The organism is Pseudomonas extremorientalis (assembly GCF_024584605.1).
GTDB lineage: Bacteria > Pseudomonadota > Gammaproteobacteria > Pseudomonadales > Pseudomonadaceae > Aquipseudomonas > Aquipseudomonas extremorientalis.
Window position 1 is genome coordinate 5,620,405 of record NZ_CP089519.1, and the last position, 18,570, is coordinate 5,638,974.

The 18,570-nt window shown below is 62.2% G+C and carries 19 protein-coding genes; 5 read left to right on the plus strand and 14 right to left on the minus strand.

All coding sequences use genetic code 11. From position 1 onward, the window contains the following. Positions 1-9 precede the first annotated feature (9 nt). From rodA to LUU92_RS25450, 6 genes are all read right to left on the minus strand, one after another. Positions 10-1,113: a rod shape-determining protein RodA gene (gene rodA, locus LUU92_RS25425; protein ID WP_042570827.1), complete on the minus strand. Its 1,104-nt coding sequence runs from the start codon at positions 1,111-1,113 to the stop codon at positions 10-12. 31 nt (positions 1,114-1,144) lie between these two features. Next, positions 1,145-3,043 carry a penicillin-binding protein 2 gene (gene mrdA, locus LUU92_RS25430; RefSeq protein ID WP_071489890.1) on the minus strand — a complete coding sequence of 633 codons (1,899 nt, stop codon included), beginning with the start codon at positions 3,041-3,043 and terminating at the stop codon, positions 1,145-1,147. A 15-nt stretch (positions 3,044-3,058) separates the two neighbouring features. Next, positions 3,059-3,526 carry a 23S rRNA (pseudouridine(1915)-N(3))-methyltransferase RlmH gene (gene rlmH / locus LUU92_RS25435; protein ID WP_003176297.1) on the minus strand — a complete coding sequence of 156 codons (468 nt, stop codon included), beginning with the start codon at positions 3,524-3,526 and terminating at the stop codon, positions 3,059-3,061. 9 nt (positions 3,527-3,535) lie between these two features. Next, positions 3,536-4,030, minus strand: coding sequence for a ribosome silencing factor (rsfS, locus tag LUU92_RS25440; RefSeq protein ID WP_003176298.1), 495 nt, complete (start codon positions 4,028-4,030; stop codon positions 3,536-3,538). Between the two features lie 69 nt (positions 4,031-4,099). Continuing rightward, positions 4,100-4,744 (minus strand): nicotinate-nucleotide adenylyltransferase, encoded by a 645-nt coding sequence (gene nadD / locus LUU92_RS25445; RefSeq protein WP_071489888.1) that lies wholly within the window; start codon positions 4,742-4,744, stop codon positions 4,100-4,102. Beyond that, positions 4,744-6,009, minus strand: a complete 1,266-nt coding sequence (locus tag LUU92_RS25450; RefSeq protein ID WP_257102810.1) for a glutamate-5-semialdehyde dehydrogenase — start codon at positions 6,007-6,009, stop codon at positions 4,744-4,746. The genes nadD and LUU92_RS25450 overlap by 1 nt, the downstream gene beginning before the upstream one ends. A 174-nt stretch (positions 6,010-6,183) precedes the next feature. On the opposite strand from LUU92_RS25450, the gene LUU92_RS25455 reads away from it, so the two are divergent. Beyond that, positions 6,184-6,867 carry a DNA-3-methyladenine glycosylase gene (locus LUU92_RS25455; protein WP_071490027.1) on the plus strand — a complete coding sequence of 228 codons (684 nt, stop codon included), beginning with the start codon at positions 6,184-6,186 and terminating at the stop codon, positions 6,865-6,867. 16 nt (positions 6,868-6,883) lie between these two features. Next, complete coding sequence (locus LUU92_RS25460) at positions 6,884-8,200, plus strand: bifunctional DedA family/phosphatase PAP2 family protein (RefSeq protein ID WP_071489886.1); 1,317 nt, start codon at positions 6,884-6,886, stop codon at positions 8,198-8,200. Here LUU92_RS25460 and LUU92_RS25465 read toward each other — a convergent pair. From LUU92_RS25465 to LUU92_RS25475, 3 genes are read right to left on the minus strand one after another with little or no spacing between them, the layout of a single operon-like run. Then, positions 8,197-8,787 carry an LON peptidase substrate-binding domain-containing protein gene (locus LUU92_RS25465; protein ID WP_058427778.1) on the minus strand — a complete coding sequence of 197 codons (591 nt, stop codon included), beginning with the start codon at positions 8,785-8,787 and terminating at the stop codon, positions 8,197-8,199. The genes LUU92_RS25460 and LUU92_RS25465 overlap by 4 nt on opposite strands. Positions 8,788-8,808: 21 nt before the next feature. Further along, positions 8,809-9,525 (minus strand): LrgB family protein, encoded by a 717-nt coding sequence (locus LUU92_RS25470; protein WP_058427779.1) that lies wholly within the window; start codon positions 9,523-9,525, stop codon positions 8,809-8,811. Next, positions 9,522-9,875, minus strand: a complete 354-nt coding sequence (locus tag LUU92_RS25475; RefSeq protein WP_015886074.1) for a CidA/LrgA family protein — start codon at positions 9,873-9,875, stop codon at positions 9,522-9,524. The genes LUU92_RS25470 and LUU92_RS25475 overlap by 4 nt, the downstream gene beginning before the upstream one ends. A gap of 163 nt (positions 9,876-10,038) precedes the next feature. Between LUU92_RS25475 and LUU92_RS25480 the strand changes: the two genes are divergently transcribed. The 3 genes from LUU92_RS25480 to LUU92_RS25490 all read left to right on the plus strand — a co-directional run bounded on the left by LUU92_RS25480 (position 10,039) and on the right by LUU92_RS25490 (position 12,989). Next, positions 10,039-10,494 (plus strand): MaoC family dehydratase, encoded by a 456-nt coding sequence (locus tag LUU92_RS25480; protein WP_071489885.1) that lies wholly within the window; start codon positions 10,039-10,041, stop codon positions 10,492-10,494. A 105-nt stretch (positions 10,495-10,599) separates the two neighbouring features. Then, on the plus strand, positions 10,600-12,318 hold the full coding sequence (locus LUU92_RS25485; protein ID WP_257102811.1) for a C13 family peptidase: 1,719 nt from the start codon (positions 10,600-10,602) through the stop codon (positions 12,316-12,318). Between the two features lie 29 nt (positions 12,319-12,347). Then, positions 12,348-12,989 carry an oxidoreductase gene (locus LUU92_RS25490; protein WP_071489883.1) on the plus strand — a complete coding sequence of 214 codons (642 nt, stop codon included), beginning with the start codon at positions 12,348-12,350 and terminating at the stop codon, positions 12,987-12,989. Between the two features lie 52 nt (positions 12,990-13,041). Here LUU92_RS25490 and LUU92_RS25495 read toward each other — a convergent pair whose 3' ends face one another. The 5 genes from LUU92_RS25495 to LUU92_RS25515 all read right to left on the minus strand — a co-directional run bounded on the left by LUU92_RS25495 (position 13,042) and on the right by LUU92_RS25515 (position 18,536). Beyond that, complete coding sequence (locus LUU92_RS25495; protein WP_071489882.1) at positions 13,042-13,326, minus strand: YceK/YidQ family lipoprotein; 285 nt, start codon at positions 13,324-13,326, stop codon at positions 13,042-13,044. Further along, a complete protein-coding gene (gene ubiX, locus LUU92_RS25500) occupies positions 13,319-13,948 on the minus strand; it encodes a flavin prenyltransferase UbiX (protein ID WP_028618086.1) in 630 nt (209 codons plus the stop codon). Before ubiX ends, LUU92_RS25495 begins: the two co-directional genes overlap by 8 nt. Further along, complete coding sequence (gene mpl, locus LUU92_RS25505; RefSeq protein WP_257102812.1) at positions 13,945-15,294, minus strand: UDP-N-acetylmuramate:L-alanyl-gamma-D-glutamyl-meso-diaminopimelate ligase; 1,350 nt, start codon at positions 15,292-15,294, stop codon at positions 13,945-13,947. Before mpl ends, ubiX begins: the two co-directional genes overlap by 4 nt. A 97-nt stretch (positions 15,295-15,391) precedes the next feature. Further along, on the minus strand, positions 15,392-16,129 hold the full coding sequence (locus LUU92_RS25510) for a hypothetical protein (RefSeq protein ID WP_257102813.1): 738 nt from the start codon (positions 16,127-16,129) through the stop codon (positions 15,392-15,394). 490 nt (positions 16,130-16,619) lie between these two features. After that, positions 16,620-18,536, minus strand: coding sequence for a sigma-54-dependent Fis family transcriptional regulator (locus LUU92_RS25515; protein ID WP_257102814.1), 1,917 nt, complete (start codon positions 18,534-18,536; stop codon positions 16,620-16,622). Positions 18,537-18,570: the final 34 nt, after the last annotated feature.

The following is an 18,570-nucleotide window of genomic DNA, read 5'->3' on the forward strand; positions in this document are numbered from 1 at the left end:
TCACCTTATTCAAACCTGTGCGATCCATTTGCGATGCGTATGAATCGACATCAAAACCCCAAACGCTGACAGCAATGTCACCAGCGAAGTTCCGCCGTAGCTAATGAATGGCAACGGCACCCCAACCACCGGCAACAGGCCACTGACCATACCGATGTTGACGAAAACGTAAACAAAAAAAGTCATGGTCAGGGCGCCGGCGAGCAATTTGCCGAACAGCGTCTGCGCCTGCGCGGTGATCACCAGGCCGCGACCAATCAACAGCAGATAGATCAGCAACAGCGCGCAAATGCCCACCAGGCCGAACTCTTCGCCCATCACCGCAATAATGAAGTCGGTGTGGCTCTCGGGCAAAAAGTCCAGGTGCGACTGGGTGCCCAGTAACCAACCCTTACCAAATACCCCGCCGGAGCCGATGGCGGCCTTCGACTGGATGATGTTCCAGCCGGTACCCAGCGGATCGCTTTCCGGGTCGAGGAACGTGAGGATCCGCTGCTTCTGGTAGTCGTGCATAAAGAAGAACCACATGGCCACGGCCACCGGCACGGCAGCGGCAAGCACGCTGAGGATCCAGCGCCAGCGCAAGCCGCCCATGAACAGCACGAACGCGCCACCCGCCAGGATCAGCAGCGAGGTGCCGAGGTCGGGTTGGCGCACGATCAGGATGAACGGCACGCCAATCAGGATCAGGCTGATGCCCACATGTTTGAGCTGCGGCGGCAAGGTGCGCTTGGACAGGTACCAGGCAATGGTCGCGGGCATCAGGATCTTCATGAATTCCGACGGTTGGAAGCGAATCACCCCCGGGATGTTGATCCAGCGGGTCGCACCCATGGCGTTGTGGCCCATCACGTCGACCACCACCAGCAACAACACCCCGGCGACGTAGCCCAACGGCACCCAGCGCGCCATGAAACGCGGCTCGAGCTGGGCGATCACCACCATCGACAACAAGCCCAGGCCGAACGACGACGCCTGCTTGATCAGCAGGTCCCAGTTCTTGCCGCTGGCCGAATACAGCACGAACAGGCTGCCGGCCGCCAGGGTCAGCAGCAGGATCAGCAGCGGGCCATCAATGTGCATGCGTTGCAGCAACGTCGCACGGCGACGCATCACATCCTCACTGGAGAGGATGCGGTCAAAATTACTCTTCACGGGCCGTAACCTCGGTGCTTGAAGGGGGGCCGCCATATTCGGGCTTGAGCCTGCCGTCGTCGGCCAGCAGCCAGGCGTCCATCACCTGGCGCACCACGGGCGCCGCGACGCCGGAGCCGGACTCGCCGTTCTCGACCATCACCGCGACCACGATTTTCGGGTCGTCCGCCGGGGCAAAGCCGACAAACAAGGCGTGGTCGCGGTGGCGTTCCTGAACCTTGGAGCGGTCGTATTTTTCGCCCTGCTTGATCGCCACCACCTGGGCAGTACCGCTCTTGCCGGCAATGCGGTACTGCGCACCAATGGCCGCCTTGCGTGCGGTGCCGCGTGCACCGTGCATCACTTGCTGCATGCCATGGTTGACCTTGGTCCAGTCGGACGGATCGCGCAGCACGATGTTCGGGATCGGGTTTTCATCCAGGGGCTTCTCGCCCTCGATGGTCTTGGCCAGGTGCGGACGGTTCCAGATGCCTTTGTTGGCGACCAACGCCGTGGCCTGGGCCAGTTGCAGCGGCGTGGCCTGCATGTAGCCCTGGCCGATACCGAGGATCAGAGTTTCGCCCGGGAACCACGCCTGGCGGCGGGTTGCGCGCTTCCACTCCCGCGACGGCATCAGGCCGGGGGACTCTTCGAACATGTCCAGGGAGACTTTCTGGCCGAGGCCGAACTTGCCCATGTAGGCAGAGAGGCGATCGATCCCGAGCTTATGGGCCAGGTCGTAAAAATAGGTGTCGTTGGAGCGCATGATTGCGGTGTCCAGGTCGACAAAGCCGTCGCCGGTGCGGTTCCAGTTACGGTATTTGTGATCGTAGTTGGGCAGCATGTAGTAGCCCGGGTCGAACACGCGGCTGGAAGCGGTAACCACACCCGCGTCCAGGCCGGCAATCGCCACCGCCGGCTTGATGGTCGAACCCGGCGGGTACAGGCCGCGCAGCACGCGATTGAACAGCGGACGATCAATGGAATCGCGCAACTCGGCGTAGGCCTTGAAGCTGATCCCGGTCACAAACAGGTTGGGGTCGAAACTCGGCTGGCTGACCATCGCCAGGACTTCACCGGTAGCCGGGTCCAGGGCAACCACCGCGCCGCGACGCCCGCCCAAGGCCATCTCCGCCGCTTCCTGCAACTTGATGTCCAGGCTCAGCACGATGTCCTTGCCCGGTACCGGGTCGGTGCGCTTGAGCACCCGCAGCACGCGGCCACGGGCGTTGGTCTCGACTTCCTCGTAACCCACCTGGCCGTGCAGCTCGGGCTCATAAAAACGCTCGATGCCGGTCTTGCCGATATGGTGGGTGCCGCTGTAATTCACCGGATCAAGGGTTTTCAGCTCTTTCTCGTTGATCCGCCCCATATAGCCGACGGAGTGAGCAAAGTGCGGCCCCTGCGGGTAATGCCGCACCAACTGCGCCACCACTTCCACACCCGGCAGGCGGAACTGGTTCACCGCGATCCGCGCGATCTGCTCTTCGGTCAGCTCGAACAGGATCGGCACCGGCTCGAAAGGCCGGCGCCCCTGCTTCATGCGTTTCTCGAAGATCACCCGGTCTTCCGGCGTCAGCTGCAGCACCTCGACGATCACATCGAGGATCTGCTGCCAGTCGCCAGAGCGCTCGCGGGTCATGCTCAGGCTGAAGCTGGGCCGGTTGTCCGCCACCACCACGCCATTACGGTCGAAAATCAGCCCACGGGTCGGCGGGATCGGCTGCACATGCACCCGGTTGTTTTCCGACAGCGTGGAGTGATAGTCGTACTGGATCACCTGCAGGAAATACAGACGGGCGATCAGCACGCCCAACAACGCCACCACCATGATCGCGCCAAACACCACGCGTGCGCGTACGAGACGTGCGTCTTTCTCGTGGTCCTTGATGCGGATCGGTTGGGTCATCGGGAGGGGCGCAGATTATTTGTGGTAAGGGTGCCCGGACAGGACTGTCCAGGCGCGATACAGCTGTTCACCGATCAGGATCCTTACCAACGGGTGCGGCAGCGTCAGCGCCGACAGCGACCAGCGCTGGTCCGCCCGCGCACAGACTTCCGGCGCCAGCCCTTCGGGGCCGCCGACCATGAAGTTGACCGTACGCGAGTCCAGGCGCCAGCGATCCAGTTCCACCGCCAGCTGCTCGGTGCTCCAGGGCTTGCCGTGCACTTCGAGGGTGACGATGCGCTCGTTGGGGCCGACCTTGGCCAGCATGGCTTCGCCTTCCTGACGGATAAAGCGCGCCACGTCGGCATTCTTGCCCCGGGTATTGAGCGGTATCTCTACCAGTTCCAGCGACAGCTCGGCGGGCAGACGCTTGGCATACTCGTGCCAGCCTTCTTCCACCCACTTGGGCATGCGTGAACCGACAGCAATCAGACGCAGGCGCACAGCCGTTCCTTATTCCTGGTCTTTGTTCAGCTTGTCGAAGTGCGCGTGGCCCACTTCCGGGCTGTGGTGCTTGCCATCGGCGGCACGGCTCTGCTCGGCGCCTTTCCACAGACGCTCCAGGTCGTAGAACTGGCGGGCGTTGGAGGTCATCATGTGAACGATCACATCGTCCATGTCCAGCAGCACCCAGTCGCTGTCGCCCTTGCCTTCTTCACCCAGCGGCTTCACGCCTTGGGCTTTGACGGCTTCGCGGACCTTGTCGAGCATCGCGCCGATCTGGCGGTTCGAGGTACCGGTGGCGATGATCATGAAGTCGGTGATGCTCTGCTTGTCGCGCACGTCCAGCACCTGGATATCCTGGGCCTTGACGTCCTCCAGGGCAGCCACGGCAACCTTTACCAGCTCTTCGCCGGCCAGTTCCGGGCCTACGTGGGCTTCAACCGGCAACGGCGCGCTTTTGAAAGTGCCTTTGCGCTTAACTTTGCTTACGTCTTTGTTCGTCATATAAAACTCGTTTTGCTCGTATGTTCGGGCGCCTGCCGTACGATTTTTCGTGCGTTCAAGCGCGCCTTTTCAGTTCGACGCACGGTAAAGCCCGTGCGCATCGATGTAGGCCAGGACCGCGTCAGGCACCAGGAAACGTACCGACTTCCCGCTGGCCAGCAGTTGACGGATCTGGGTGGCGGACACCGCAAGCGGGGTCTGCCAGACGAATGCAATATTCCCGTTCGGCCCGGTCAGGGCCAAGGGGTCACTTACCGACCGCGCGGCCAGCAGGTTGCGCAAGGCATCCGGCGGTTCGCTGTCGGCATCCGGGCGTTGCAGAACCAGGATGTGGCAATGCTGGAGGAGTTCCTCCCAGCGATGCCAAGAGGGCAGGCCGCAAAAAGCGTCCCAGCCCAGAAGCAAAAACAACTGGTCATCCGCGGCCAACTCGGCGCGCATCAGCTCCAGGGTGTCAACAGTGTAGGACGGTTTATCGCGCTTGAGCTCGCGGTCGTCCACCACCAGCGGCGTTATGCCTTCCACCGCCAGGCGCACCATTTCCAGGCGCTGCTGCGGCGATACCTGCGGCGTATCGCGATGGGGCGGCCGCGCATTGGGCATCACGCGCAGCTCGTCCAGCGCGAGGGCATCCGCAACTTCCAGGGCACTGCGCAAATGGCCGATGTGCACGGGGTCGAAGGTACCGCCGAGCAGCCCGATGCGTTTACCCATCAAGTGCGCACATGACCGTCGCCGAACACCACGTACTTCTCGCTGGTCAGGCCTTCCAGCCCGACCGGGCCACGGGCGTGGAGCTTGTCGGTGGAAATGCCGATCTCTGCGCCCAGGCCGTATTCGAAGCCGTCGGCAAAGCGTGTCGAAGCGTTGATCATCACCGAGGCGGAATCCACTTCGTTGAGGAAGCGCCGGGCATCGCTGAAATGCTCGGAAACAATAGCGTCGGTGTGCTTCGAGCCGTAGGTGTTGATGTGTTCGATGGCTTCGTCGAGGTCATCGACGATCTTGATCGACAAGATCGGCGCGGTGTATTCGGTGTACCAGTCCAGCTCGGTCGCCTCGATCACGTCCGCGCCCAGCAGCGCACGGGTACGCCCGCAACCGCGCAGCTCGACGCCCTTGTCGCGGTAGATGGCAGCCAGCGGCGGTAGCACGCGCTCGGCAATGCCGACGTGCACCAGCAGGGTTTCCATGGTGTTGCACGGGGCGTAGCGGTGGGTCTTGGCGTTGTCGGCGATGCGGATCGCCTTGTCGATGTCGGCGGCGATGTCGATGTACACGTGGCACACGCCGTCCAGGTGCTTGATCACTGGCACCTTGGCATCGCGGCTGACGCGCTCGATCAGGCTCTTGCCGCCACGCGGCACGATCACGTCGACGAATTCCGGCATGGTGATCAGCGCACCCACGGCGGCGCGGTCGGTGGTTTCCACCACTTGCACCACTTCGGCGGGCAACTCGGCCACGGCCAGGCCCTGCTGGATGCAGGCCGCGATGGCACGGTTGGAATTGATCGCCTCGGAACCGCCGCGCAGGATGGTGGCGTTGCCAGACTTCAGGCACAGGCTCGCGGCGTCGATGGTCACGTTCGGACGCGACTCGTAAATGATACCGATCACGCCCAGGGGCACGCGCATCTTGCCGACCTGAATGCCGGACGGCAGGTAACGCATGTCGCGGATTTCACCGATGGGGTCAGGCAGCTTGGCCACCTGACGCAGGCCTTCGATCATGTCGTCGATACGTGCCGGGGTCAGTGCCAGGCGGTCCAGCAGGGCCGGCTCCAGGCCATTGGCGCGGCCGTTGGCCAGGTCTTGCTCGTTGGCGGCGCTGAGCTCGGAGCGCGAAGCATCCAGGGCATCGGCGGCGGCCAGCAGGGCGCGGTTCTTCTGCGCAGTGCTCGCACGGGCGATCAACCGCGAGGCCTGACGGGCAGCGCGACCCAGGCGGGTCATGTAGTCAAGAACGGACTCAGTCATGGTCAGGGAGTCTTGGCAGGGAGGAAAGCGGCAGATTATAGCTGTGCCGCCGCCCGACTGACAGCGGTGAGGGGCGGATGGTCGAAATGAACTGTAAAAACCTGGGGTTCAGCGGTAATTAAGGTGGGAGTTGTTATGATTCCGTCACATTTAGCCGTATTTACCCTGACCGCCATGCCCAGTTCATCGCCGCAACTCCCCGCCAGCGCCCTGCCCGACTGCTTCTTCGACCGTGACGCGCAACTGCTTGCGCAGGAATTGCTCGGCAAAGTCATCCGCCATCGCGTCGGTGAAACCTGGCTTTCAGCACGGATTATTGAAACCGAAGCCTATTACGTGGCGGAAAAAGGCAGTCACGCCTCATTGGGCTACACAGAAAAGCGTAAGGCTTTGTTTCTGGATGGCGGGCATATCTACATGTACTACGCCCGGGGTGGCGATTCGCTGAACTTCAGCGCCCATGGACCAGGCAATGCCGTGTTGATCAAATCGGCCTATCCATGGGTCGATGACGTATCAGGCCCGGCCAGCCTGGCACAGATGTTGTTGAACAACCCGAACCCCGACGGCAGCCCCCGCGCCTCGCAAAAACTGTGCGCCGGCCAGACCCTGCTGTGTAAGGCCTTGGGCCTGAAGGTGCCGATGTGGGATGCCAAGCGCTTCGATCAGGAACGGCTCTACGTGGAGGATGTGGGGCAGACCCCGACCCAGATCATCCAGACCACCCGCCTGGGGATCCCCAGCGGGCGTGATGAACACCTGATGTACCGCTTCGTCGATGCCGGCTACGCGCCTTATTGCACGCGGAACCCGCTGCGCAGGGGCCAGGTCGAAGGCCGCGATTATTTTTTGATTTGAGCATGGAGTGGATTGTATGGGCCAATGGCTCGATAGCATTACCGGCTGGTTGACCCTGAACCCCGAATGGCTGGCGGTCGCGGTGTTTATTGTCGCCTGCGTGGAGTGCCTGGCCATCGCCGGGCTGATCGTGCCGGGCACGGTATTGTTGTTTGCCATTGCCGCCCTCGCCGGCAGCGGCGCGCTGTCACTGAGCGAGACCCTGCTGCTGGGCTTCCTCGGCGGATTGTTGGGTGACGGGGTTTCCTACTACTTGGGGCGACATTTCCACCAGAACATCCGGCGCTTGCCCGGCTTGCGTCATCACCCGGAATGGATGAACGGCGCCGAAACCTACTTCCACAAGTACGGCATTGCCAGCCTGCTGGTCGGGCGCTTCATCGGCCCGCTGCGGCCCATGCTGCCGATGGTGGCCGGGATGTGCGACATGCCCTTCCCGCGTTTTGCGATTGTCAGCCTCGTGGCGGCGGCGGGCTGGTCGGTGGCGTACCTGCTGCCAGGCTGGGCGACCGGCGCCGCGTTCCGCCTGCCATTGCCGGAGGGTTTCTGGCCTGAAGCGGGAGTGGTAGCAGCCTGTATCGCGGTGGTGGTGGGCCTGAGCTTGAACAGCAGCCTGCGCGGCCATCGTCGCGCCACCCTTTGGATCGGTTGCGCCAGCCTGACGATGTTGATCGCCTTGTTTATCGGCTACCCCCACCTCAATGACTTTGACCAGGGCCTGAGCGCCCTGGTACAGGAGCACCGCAGCCCCTGGCTGGACGAAGTGATGGTGCGCATCACCCAACTGGGCGAATTCAAGAAGATGTTCGTCGCCAGCGCCGTGTTTACCGGCTTGCTGCTAGTGGCTCGGCAATGGCGCCATGCGGTGTTTGTCGGCGCGACCCTCGCCGGTGCGGCGGTGATCAACACCGGAACCAAGTTGTTTTTCGCCCGTGGCCGCCCGGAAATCCTCACAGACCCACTGACCAGTTTCAGTATGCCCAGCGGCCATGCATCCGGCGCGTTTGCGTTTTTCCTGGCCCTGGCGGTCCTGGCCGGGCGCGGGCAACCCATCCGACTACGCCTGACCTGGATGCTGCTGGGCTGCATTCCCGCCGCCTTTATCGCATTGTCGCGGGTCTACCTGGGCGCGCATTGGCCCACAGACATCCTGGCCGGCACGCTGCTGGCGATGACGGTATGTGCGTTCAGCCTGGGGGTCAGCCAGTACCGCAGCCCGCTGCCGGCGATGCCGCAAAAAGCCTGGTGGCTGTTGCTGCCAGCATTGGTGGCGGTGCTCAGCTTTATCGCCCTCACCGGCACGCCCCACGCCCTGCTGCGTTATGCCTATTAAGTGAACAACTCACCCTGCAACTCATCGAGCAGCATCTGGATCGCATCCAGGCGCTGCTGCGGGTCGTCGAGTTGCAGCAGGTCGATCTTGTCGGCCTCGGTGAATGGCAGCAGATACGCCAGTTGATTGCCCAAGGCTTGCTGCCCGTCGGCGTGGGCGTCCATGTCCAGCGAGGCCACCATCGGATGCTCGGCCAACGCCTGGAGCAATGCCAGCAGGTCGGCGTCCTCTTCTTCCAGCGGTTGATCCGGCAGTTCTTCGAGCCACTGCACATCAGCCACCAGCAGTTGGTCTTTCTGCACGCCCGCGTCACGCACCCGGAACCGGCGACCGCCTTCGACACGAATCCCCAGCAGGCCATTGTCCTGCTGCTTGAAGTCGCGGATCAGCGCTTCACAGCCGATCAGCGCGTAGCCGTCCGGGGCCAGACCCACTTCCTTGCCGTCGAGGATGCACACCACGCCGAAGCTTTCGCCCTTTTTCATGCAGCGGGCGACCATGTCCAGATAGCGCGCCTCGAACAATTGCAGGTCGAGGGTGCAGCCTGGGAACAGCACGGTATTGAGTGGGAACAGCGCCAGACTCATAAAGGTTTCCTTAAACCCGGTTTAAACGATCACCGACACAGCCAGCGGCAGGAACACTGCCGTGGCCACGCCCATCAGACTCATGGCCAGCGCCGCAAAGGCGCCGCACTCTTCGCTTTCCTGCAACGCCACTGAGGTGCCGACCGCGTGGGCGGTCATGCCCAGGGCCATGCCCCGCGCCTCAGGGCTGTGCACGCCCAGGCGCGACAGGTATGCCGGGCCGATCATCGCGCCGATCACCCCGGTGATCAGCACAAACACCGCCGCCAATGCCGCCACACCGCCAATCTGCTCGGCCACCAGCATGGCGATCGGCGAGGTCACCGACTTGGGCGCCATGGTCATCAACATCCTGTGTTCGGCGCCAAACCACCAGCCCAGCAGTACACACAGGCCGGTGGCCAACACCCCGCCTATCACCAGCGTAGTAAAAATCGGCCAGAACAATTGGCGAATGCGCCGCAGGTTCAAATAGAGCGGCACCGCCAGGGCCACCGTCGCCGGGCCCAGCAGGATGCCCATGATCTCGGTGCTCTTGCGGTACTCGGCGTAGCTCAGGCCACAGCTGATCAGTACGCCGATCACCAGCAGCATGGAAACCAGTACAGGCTGCAGGAAGATCCAGCGGGTTTTCTCGAAACCGGCCAGTACCAGTTGATAGGCACCCAGGGTGATTCCGATGCCGAACAGCGGGTGATGGATCACCGCCGTCCAGGCGCCCTGCCAGTCGACAGTCATTGATCCTTCTCCTTGCGCTTGACCATCTGCTGCATCAACACGCCGACAAAGCCCATGGCAATCACCAGTGACAACACCAGCGCACCGACAATGGCCCAGAAGTCCGCGGCGATGTCCTTGGCATACACCATCACGCCTACCGCCGGCGGCACCAGCAGCAACGGCAAGTAGCGCAACAGGCTGCTGGCGGCCAGGCTCAATGGCTCGCCGACTTCGCCACGCCAGACCAGGAAGCCCAGCATCAGCAGCAGCCCGATGATCGGCCCCGGCAGTACCGGCAACAGCAAATGATTGATCGCGGTGCCGATCAATTGAAACAGCACCAGCCAGGTCAGGCCCCGTAACAGCATCCGTTCTTCCCCCTCGAAACTCGCCCGCATTATAAGCATGCCCGCCCTATGCACCGGCATTCGCCAAAAGCATGGTGGGTTGACCGAGCCGATTGGCCATGATGATCTACATTGGTTCTCTGTAATCGATAAAAACAGCACCGATGAACCAAGGAGAGACGCAATGCCCCATGTACCCGTAGCGCAGCTCAAAGACTATGTCGGCAAGGAACTGGGACGTTCCGAATGGCTCACCATCGACCAGGCACGCATCAACCTGTTCGCCGAGGCCACGGGCGATCATCAGTTCATCCACGTCGACCCGGTCAAGGCCGCGCAAACGCCATTCGGCAGCACCATCGCCCACGGCTTCCTGTCGTTGTCGCTGATTCCCAAGCTGATCGAAGACATCCTGATCATGCCCGAAGGCCTGAAGATGGCAGTCAATTATGGTTTGGACAGCGTGCGTTTCATCCAGCCGGTGAAGGTCAACTCCAACGTGCGCCTGGCGGTCACCCTCACCGACGTGTCCGAGAAAAAGCCCGGCCAGTGGTTGCTCAAGGCAACCTGCACCCTGGAAATCGAAGGCCAGGAAAAACCGGCTTACATTGCCGAGTCGTTGTCACTCTGCTTTGTATAAGGCCGTGCCTGTGGTGGGGAAATAAACCTCACCACAGCGTATGTAAATTTATGTATGAAACTCGCAGCTGCGGCATACTCGGCGCTCAATTATCCGGATCCCGCTATGCGCCCACTCGCTCCCCTCGCCCTTGCCCTGTTGCTCACCGCTTGCGGAGATGGCGAATCGCTGTTGCCGCCCGATGCGCGCCTGCCTGATGGCGGCCGCTACCGGGGTGATGTGGTCGATGGCTTGCTGCAGGGCCAGGGCCGCGTGGACTACCCCAACGGCAGCTGGTACGCCGGGCAGTTCGACAAGGGCCAGTGGCACGGCCAGGGCGAATGGCATGGCAGTAACGGCGAAGTCTATAAAGGCCGGTTCCAGCAAGGCCTGTTCGACGGCCAGGGCAGCCTGACCACGGCGGGCAGCCACTACGTGGGCGGCTTCAAGAACGGACGACGCAATGGCGAAGGCACCCTCAAAGAGGGGCAGATGACCTATCGCGGCGAATTCAAGGACGACCAGTATTCCGGCCTTGGTCGCCTGGAGCTGGCGGACGGCAGCCAGTACCAGGGCCAGTTCGCCCACGGCAAGCCCAATGGCGAAGGCCAGCGCAACGACGACAGCGGCAACCAGTTCAGCGGCCATTTCGTCGATGGCCAGTTGGAAGGCAACGGCACCTTCAACAGCGCCGACGGCGACATCTATGTCGGCCAGTTCAAGCAGAACCAACTCAACGGCAAGGGCCGCTACGAGAACGCCGACGGCGACGTGTGGATCGGCCAATTCAAGGAAGGCGCGCTCAGCGGCAAGGGCGAATTGATCGGTGTGGATGGCAGCCACTATGTCGGCCAGTTCAGCGACTGGCGCTTTACCGGTGAAGGCCGCCTGAACCTCACCGATGGCAGCTTCTATATCGGCGGTTTCGACGGCGACAACTATCAAGGCAAAGGCACCCTGGTCCTCACCGACGGCACCGTGCAGGCCGGTACCTGGGTCAATGGCATGCGCGTGCGTGACGCCGACGGCAAACTGCTGCCCGACCCCCTGGAAATCGGCGTGCTGGCCCAAGGCCGCCTGCTGGATACAGCCCTCGCCGCCGTGCCCGCCTCCACCCCCGCCGTGGAGCTGTACACCCTGGCCGTGGCTGGCGACGGTAAACAAAGCGTGTTCCTGCGCGAAGCCGATTACGTCAGCAATATGCTCGCCACCCGCTTCGGAGCACGCGGGCAGATTCGCCTGGTCAATCACCGCGACCACATCACCGATCGCCCCCTGGCCACCCGCGAAAGCCTGCGGCGCGCCGTGCAAACCCTGGCCGAGCGCACCGGCCCGGAAGACCTGGTGTTCATCTACATGACCAGCCACGGTACCCACGAACACGAATTGGTGCTGGACCAGCCGCGTATGGAGCTGGCCGACCTGCCAGCCGATGAGCTGGCGGCCGTGCTGGCACCGCTGAAGAACCGCGACAAGATCGTGGTGATTTCGGCCTGCTACTCCGGCGGCTTCATCCCGGCCTTGAAGGATGAGCACACGCTGATCATGACCGCGTCCCGGGCCGACCGCGTGTCCTTCGGCTGCTCCGAGGAAGCCGACTTCACCTACTTCGGCGACGCCCTCTTCGCCCAAGCCCTCAACCAGACCGACGACTTGCAGCAAGCCTTCAAGCTGGCGCAACTGCATGTGGCCGAACGCGAACAGGCGGACAACTTCGAAGCCTCCGAACCGCAGATCTGGGCCCCCAAGGGTGTGATCGCCCACTGGCAATTATTACGCAAACAGCAGGCACGAAAGGCGCTGGAAAGCGTCTCAATGAATAGCAAGGAAGCCAAAGGCAACTAAGCTGTAACGTGTAACAAGGGGGAAACACCATGTACCTGACGCCTCAGCATATCTTGCTCGCCGGAGCCACCGGCCTTACCGGCGAACACCTGCTCGACCGCCTGCTCAACGAACCCACCGTGACCCGCGTGCTTGCGCCCAGCCGCAAGCCGCTGGCCCAACACCCGCATTTGGACAACCCGGTGGGCGACCCGGCGGTGCTCCTGCCACAACTGAGCGGCCGGGTAGATATCGCCTTCTGCTGCCTGGGCACCACCCTCAAACAAGCCGGTTCCGAAGCCGCCTTTCGCGCGGTTGACCTGGATATGGTCGTGGCCTTCGCCAAGCGTGCGCGGGAAATGGGTGCGCGGCACCTGATCGTGATCAGCGCGATTGGCGCCGACTCCAAATCCTCGGTGTTCTACAACCGCGTCAAGGGGGAAATGGAACAAGCCTTGAGGGCCCAGGACTGGCCACAGCTGACCATCGTGCGGCCGTCGTTGTTGCTGGGGGAACGCTTGCAACCGCGCCTGGCGGAGCAATTGGCCGGGCCGCTGTCGCGGTTGATTCCGGGCAAATACCACGGCATTGAAGTGTGCGAACTGGCCCGCGCCATGTGGCGCCTGGCGCTGGAAGAGCAGGATGGGGTGCGGGTAGTGGAGTCGGACGAGTTGCGCAAACTCGGCAAATAACCGGTCCCTTCCCACTGAAGGGCTTGCTGTGGCGAGCGGGCTCGCCACAGGGTTACAGGCCGCCCGTGGCGTTGAAACCAACGCCCAACACCGTCAACACCGACAGCGGCAACAACAAGGTATCGAGCAACGCACTCGCCGGCAGATCCACCCCAGGATAACTCGGCGCCTCGGCACCAAACCTGTCCTTGGCGCAGCAGCCACCATTCATTGCATACAAATCCAAGCGCGTGCCGGCATACACCACCGGCGCACCCGGTTGCGCCGCGTCCAACGTACGCGCGGTGGCGCAGCCCGTCAGTTGCAGCGCCAGCAGGACCAGCAGCGCCTTATTCATCGCTGCTCAAATGGTGCTCGCCCCAACGTGGCAGCATGTCCTGGGGAATGTTCAGCAGGTTGAGAATGCGCGCCACCACAAAGTCCACCAGGTCATCGATGGTCTGCGGCTGGTGATAGAAACCCGGCGAGGCCGGCAGAATGGTCACGCCCATGTTCGACAACTTGAGCATGTGCTCCAGGTGAATGCTCGAATACGGCGCTTCTCGCGGCACCAGGATCAACTGGCGGCGCTCCTTCAGCGTGACGTCCGCCGCCCGCTCGATCAGGTTGTTGCAGGCCCCCGTGGCAATCGCCGACAAGGTGCCCGTGGAACACGGCACCACCACCATCGCCGCCGGCGCTCCCGAGCCGGACGCCACCGGCGACATCCAGTCCTCTTTGCCGTAGACCTTGATCTGCCCCGCCGCCGCACCGGTGTATTCGGTGAGGAAGGCCTGCATGGTCTGCACCTTGGGCGGCAGCGCCACGTCGGTCTCGGTGGCCATCACCAGCTGCGCGGCCTTGGAGATCAGGAAATGCACTTCGCGGTCTTCACGCACCAGGCAATCGAGCAGACGCAAACCATAGGGTGCGCCGGATGCACCGGTCATCGCCAGGGTGACGCGCTCCGGGCCGCTCATTTCAGCGCCTCGGCCAACTTGCCATGCAGGCCGCCAAAGCCGCCGTTGCTCATGACCACTACGTGAGTGCCGGGCTTGGCCTGGTGCTTGACGTGTTCGATGATGCCTTCGATGGAGTCGCAGACGCTGGACGGCACCGTGCACAGGGCGGCAATCGCCGGCAGGTCCCAGCCGAGATTGGCCGGTGCGTACCAGACCACCTGGTCGGCATCGTTGACGCTTTCCGGCAGGCCGTCGCGGTGCGCGCCAAGCTTCATGGAGTTGGAGCGCGGCTCGACAATCGCAATGATCGGCGCATCGCCAACGCGCTTGCGCAGGCCATCCAGGGTGGTGGCAATCGCCGTCGGGTGGTGGGCAAAGTCGTCGTAGATGGTAATCCCATTCACGTCGGCGACCTTTTCCATACGCCGTTTCACGCTCTTGAATGCACTCAGCGCGGCGATACCCATGGACGGCACTACGCCTACATGCCGCGCAGCCGCCAGGGTCACCAAAGCGTTGGCGACGTTATGCTGGCCGGTCATGTCCCACTCGACGATGCCTTGGGCCTCGCCCTCGAACAGCACTTCAAAGCGGGAACCGTCTTCGCTGAGCAACCTGACCTGCCATTGCCCGCCCGCGCCGGTGGTTTGTACCGGGGTCCAGCAGCCCATCTCGATCACGCGCTGCAAGGCAGGCTCGGTGGTCGGGTGGATCACCAGGCCTTCGCTTGGAATGGTCCGCACCAAGTGGTGGAACTGGCGCTCGATGGCCGCCAGGTCGGGGAAGATGTCAGCGTGATCGAATTCCAGGTTGTTCAGGATTGCCGTGCGCGGGCGGTAGTGAACGAACTTGGAGCGCTTGTCGAAGAAGGCGCTGTCGTATTCATCCGCCTCGATCACGAAGAACGGCGTGTCGCCCAGGCGTGCCGACACCGAAAAGTTCTGCGGCACACCGCCGATCAAAAAGCCCGGGCTCATGCCCGCGTGCTCCAGTACCCAGGCCAGCATGCTGCTGGTGGTGGTCTTGCCGTGGGTGCCGGCGACCGCCAAGACCCAACGACCTTGCAGCACATGATCCGCCAGCCACTGCGGGCCGGACATATAAGGCAAACCTTTATTGAGGACGTATTCGACCGCCGGGTTGCCACGAGACATGGCATTGCCGATAACCACCAGGTCAGGGACCGGGTCGAATTGCGCCGGGTCGTAGCCTTGGGTCAGCTCGATGCCCTGGGCCTCGAGTTGCGTGCTCATGGGCGGGTAGACGTTGGCGTCGGAGCCGGTGACATGGTGGCCCAGTTCTTTGGCCAGAACGGCCATCGAGCCCATGAATGTGCCGCAAATACCGAGAATATGAATGTGCATAGTCGACCTCGTAAAACATCGAGGCAGGTTAGCGCAGGGGGGCGAAAATCGCACTCTTTAGCTGTCAGGTGGCGGCCCCGGAAGGCCGCCCAGGAACTCAGACAGTCGGCGTATCAGCCATTGGTTCAGCGGGTAGGTCGGTGGCCTTGAGCACGATGAGTTTGCCGATGAACTTGTTCACCGCCTCAAAACGCTTATCCAGGCTGTCCAGCCGGCTGCCGTCGGTACCAGCCGTTGCGCCGGAAGCGCCTTTGTAAGGTCGCAAGATCATGTCGTTTTCCTCACCGATCATCTTGAGTTGATTTTCGGCGACGTCGTACAAGGCCTCAAGCGCGGCCAGTCGCTCACCCGGAGACTGTGAATCACGTTCAACCAATTTGAGGGCCTTCGCATCCGTCCCCTCCCGTATTGCCATGATGTTATTCGCCACGACCTCGATACGCAGTTCGGCCAGGGCCAGTCGCGTGTCCACATTGGCATTCTGCGTCGAAACACTGCCCGCGTACGTTGCTCCCTGAGTGCTGGGGGCCGGTTGGTGCACCGGTGGCAGAATCGGGGTCTGCGAGGTGTACTGGCCTTTGATCGCCTCTCCTGTCCAAGCGGACCCTGCGTAGGTTGCAATACTGAGTGGCGCACTGACAAACCCATTGATCCCCGCATTTACAAAGGCATCACGGGCCACCGTGCCGAGTTGGGGGGAAGTGGAAAACACACCCGCCTTGTGCAATCGGTCCGCGACGATCAGGTTTTGCGTCACCTCGGCCAAGGTCTTGGGAGCAGCATGGCTCTGGGACGGAATCACATTGGCCACCGGCTGGCCAGTGATCTTTGGCAAAATACTCCTGAAGGCACTTCCCACAGACCCCGTCGGCGGCGCTGGGCTTGCAGGCGGGGGATTGAGGCGTGGCGGTGAGCCTCCAACGCTGGATCCCCGTGTCGGTGGTGATGGCGGACGCCGCCTGAACGGGTTGAAAAACAAGTCCCTCTTGCGACGGCTGTGTACCTCTTGCCCGTTTTGGGCTTCATCACTGGGATAATTAATGGTCGGTGCAGTGGGCTCTTTTGATAACTCAGTGGACGGTTGTTCAGTTTGCATAGGTATTGACGGAGTCTGACCTGTTATGCGCATAACCTTCACCCTAATAGCTTCTGAAACGGATAGTTGTTGAGACAGGCAAGGCCAAATTGCACATTGGCCTTATCCTCTGCGTCTTGAAAAACCCGCCACCAGTTCCAGAAAACCAATGCCGCGCAAACAAAGCCGATCCCTCGGACGGTGAGTAATAACCGTGACTTACACACCGCAGTTAATAAGCAACCGGCAACTAACACTCCTGGCGCAATTGACGAGCGATTCCGTACTTGCGCAACTTTCTATATAACGTATTTCGACTGATGCCCAATAAAACTGCGGTCTGGCTCATGTGCCAGTGTTGCTGCGCCAAGGCGGCCAGCAACGCGCCACGTTCGGCAACATCAAGCGATGAATCAGCCGATGGCAGGGTGTCGTTTACCTGTGCGGTCTGCGAATCACGGACACGGGCGGGCACGTCTTCAAGCCGAACGAGGCCGTCCGCACATAACGCAATCAACGTGCGCAGCACCATGCGCAGTTGTCGCACATTGCCCGGCCAGGCGAACGCCAACAACACTCGGCGTGCAGCAGGATCCAGCGCGACCGGTTGCTCACCCGCCTCCTGGCCCAGCAGAAAATCCAGCAACTGGGATTTGTCCGCGCGATCACGCAGTGCCGGCAGGGAAATTTCCAGACCATTGAGCCGGTAGTACAAGTCTTCGCGAAAGGTGCCGTCCTGCACACGCGCCAACAAATTCCGATGGGTGGCGCTGATAATTCGTACGTTTACCGCCTGGGGCTCACCGCCGAGCGGCACCACCAGCCGGTCCTCCAGCACTCTTAGCAGACGGGTTTGCAGCGCCAGGGGCATATCGCCGATTTCGTCGAGAAACAGGGTGCCGCCATCGGCTTGCTGCAACTTGCCTTGCATGCCTTCTTTGCGCGCACCGGTAAAGCTGCCTCCCCGATAGCCGAACAATTCACTCTCGATCAGGCTTTCCGGGATGGCGGCACAGTTGAGTGCCACAAATGCCTTGTCGGCCCGCTGGCTGGCCTGATGCACGGCCTTGGCAAAGGCCTCTTTGCCGGAACCGGTTTCGCCATTGATCAGCAACGGCACATCGCGCTCGAAAACCCGCAACGCCTTGCTGAAGTCCTGTTGCAGGGCCGGATCGCCCAGGCAGATGCCGGGCAGGCGCGGCCGTTCCACCACCGCAGGTTTGGCAACGGGTGTGGGAATACTGCGCGCCTGACCGCGCAGCGCCGCGAACAAATGCCGGCCATCGCGGGTACGCAACGGCCAACTGGCGGTGGCATTGGCGCTGGCGCGGCCGAGCAACTGATCGAGGGTGCATTCGAAAAATGCCTCCACCGGCTGGCCCAGCAGGCCGCCACGCAACTGCCCCAACAGGTTCAGCGCACTTTGGTTCACCGCGCAGATGCGCCCATCGCCATCGAACGCCAGCAATCCTTCACTGAACAACCCCACCGACTCAGCCTGCAGGTGAAAGCGCAGCAACCAGTGATTTTCAAAGTGGCGCAGGAAATAGCAACTCTCGATCATCTTCGCCGACAGGTTGACCAGCGCCATGGTGTGGAACTGGCTCTGGCGCGACACCGCTTCGCGCGCCGAGGACACATCCAGCACCGCCAGCAGATCGCCATGGGGATCAAACACCGGGCTGGCCGAACAGGTCAGCCCGGTGTGCCGGCCACGAAAATGCTCATCACGGTGAATGGTCAGGGATTGGCGCTCCACCAGGCAGGTGCCGATGCCATTGGTGCCTTCGCACGCTTCGCTCCAATCGGCACCGAGCCACAGCCCGGCGCGCTCGAAGATCTTGCGTTCGGATGGCGCGGTGACACAGTTGAGGATCACGCCCCGCGCATCGGTCAGCAACACCGCATGGCCGGCGCCCGAGAGCTGCTGGTGCAGGCTGTTCATCTCACTGCCGGCGATATGCAGCACTTGTTGCAGGCGCTCGCGGCTTTCCAGCAGGCGGCCATGTTCAAGCACGGTGGGGGCAATGGTTTGCGCAGGGTCGAGGTGATAGTCCTCCAGGCAGCGCAGCCAGGAGCGGGCGATGGAGGGATCGCTGGACGGGTCGCGACCATGGGCCACGGTGAGCACTTGCTGGGCATGGCGACTGAAATGATCGTTGTGCATTTCTTATTATTCTCCCTGCGTGAGAACCCCCAGC

Bases quoted from the DNA above. Each gene is read 5' to 3' on its own strand.
- rodA (WP_042570827.1), bottom strand. From the start codon at position 1,113: ATGCGTCGCCGTGCGACGTTGCTGCAACGCATGCACATTGATGGCCCG.
- mrdA (WP_071489890.1), bottom strand. From the start codon at position 3,043: ATGACCCAACCGATCCGCATCAAGGACCACGAGAAAGACGCACGTCTC.
- rsfS (WP_003176298.1), bottom strand. From the start codon at position 4,030: ATGACGAACAAAGACGTAAGCAAAGTTAAGCGCAAAGGCACTTTCAAA.
- nadD (WP_071489888.1), bottom strand. From the start codon at position 4,744: ATGGGTAAACGCATCGGGCTGCTCGGCGGTACCTTCGACCCCGTGCAC.
- LUU92_RS25450 (WP_257102810.1), bottom strand. From the start codon at position 6,009: ATGACTGAGTCCGTTCTTGACTACATGACCCGCCTGGGTCGCGCTGCC.
- LUU92_RS25455 (WP_071490027.1), top strand. From the start codon at position 6,184: ATGCCCAGTTCATCGCCGCAACTCCCCGCCAGCGCCCTGCCCGACTGC.
- LUU92_RS25460 (WP_071489886.1), top strand. From the start codon at position 6,884: ATGGGCCAATGGCTCGATAGCATTACCGGCTGGTTGACCCTGAACCCC.
- LUU92_RS25465 (WP_058427778.1), bottom strand. From the start codon at position 8,787: ATGAGTCTGGCGCTGTTCCCACTCAATACCGTGCTGTTCCCAGGCTGC.
- LUU92_RS25470 (WP_058427779.1), bottom strand. From the start codon at position 9,525: ATGACTGTCGACTGGCAGGGCGCCTGGACGGCGGTGATCCATCACCCG.
- LUU92_RS25475 (WP_015886074.1), bottom strand. From the start codon at position 9,875: ATGCTGTTACGGGGCCTGACCTGGCTGGTGCTGTTTCAATTGATCGGC.
- LUU92_RS25480 (WP_071489885.1), top strand. From the start codon at position 10,039: ATGCCCCATGTACCCGTAGCGCAGCTCAAAGACTATGTCGGCAAGGAA.
- LUU92_RS25485 (WP_257102811.1), top strand. From the start codon at position 10,600: ATGCGCCCACTCGCTCCCCTCGCCCTTGCCCTGTTGCTCACCGCTTGC.
- LUU92_RS25490 (WP_071489883.1), top strand. From the start codon at position 12,348: ATGTACCTGACGCCTCAGCATATCTTGCTCGCCGGAGCCACCGGCCTT.
- LUU92_RS25495 (WP_071489882.1), bottom strand. From the start codon at position 13,326: ATGAATAAGGCGCTGCTGGTCCTGCTGGCGCTGCAACTGACGGGCTGC.
- ubiX (WP_028618086.1), bottom strand. From the start codon at position 13,948: ATGAGCGGCCCGGAGCGCGTCACCCTGGCGATGACCGGTGCATCCGGC.
- mpl (WP_257102812.1), bottom strand. From the start codon at position 15,294: ATGCACATTCATATTCTCGGTATTTGCGGCACATTCATGGGCTCGATG.
- LUU92_RS25515 (WP_257102814.1), bottom strand. From the start codon at position 18,536: ATGCACAACGATCATTTCAGTCGCCATGCCCAGCAAGTGCTCACCGTG.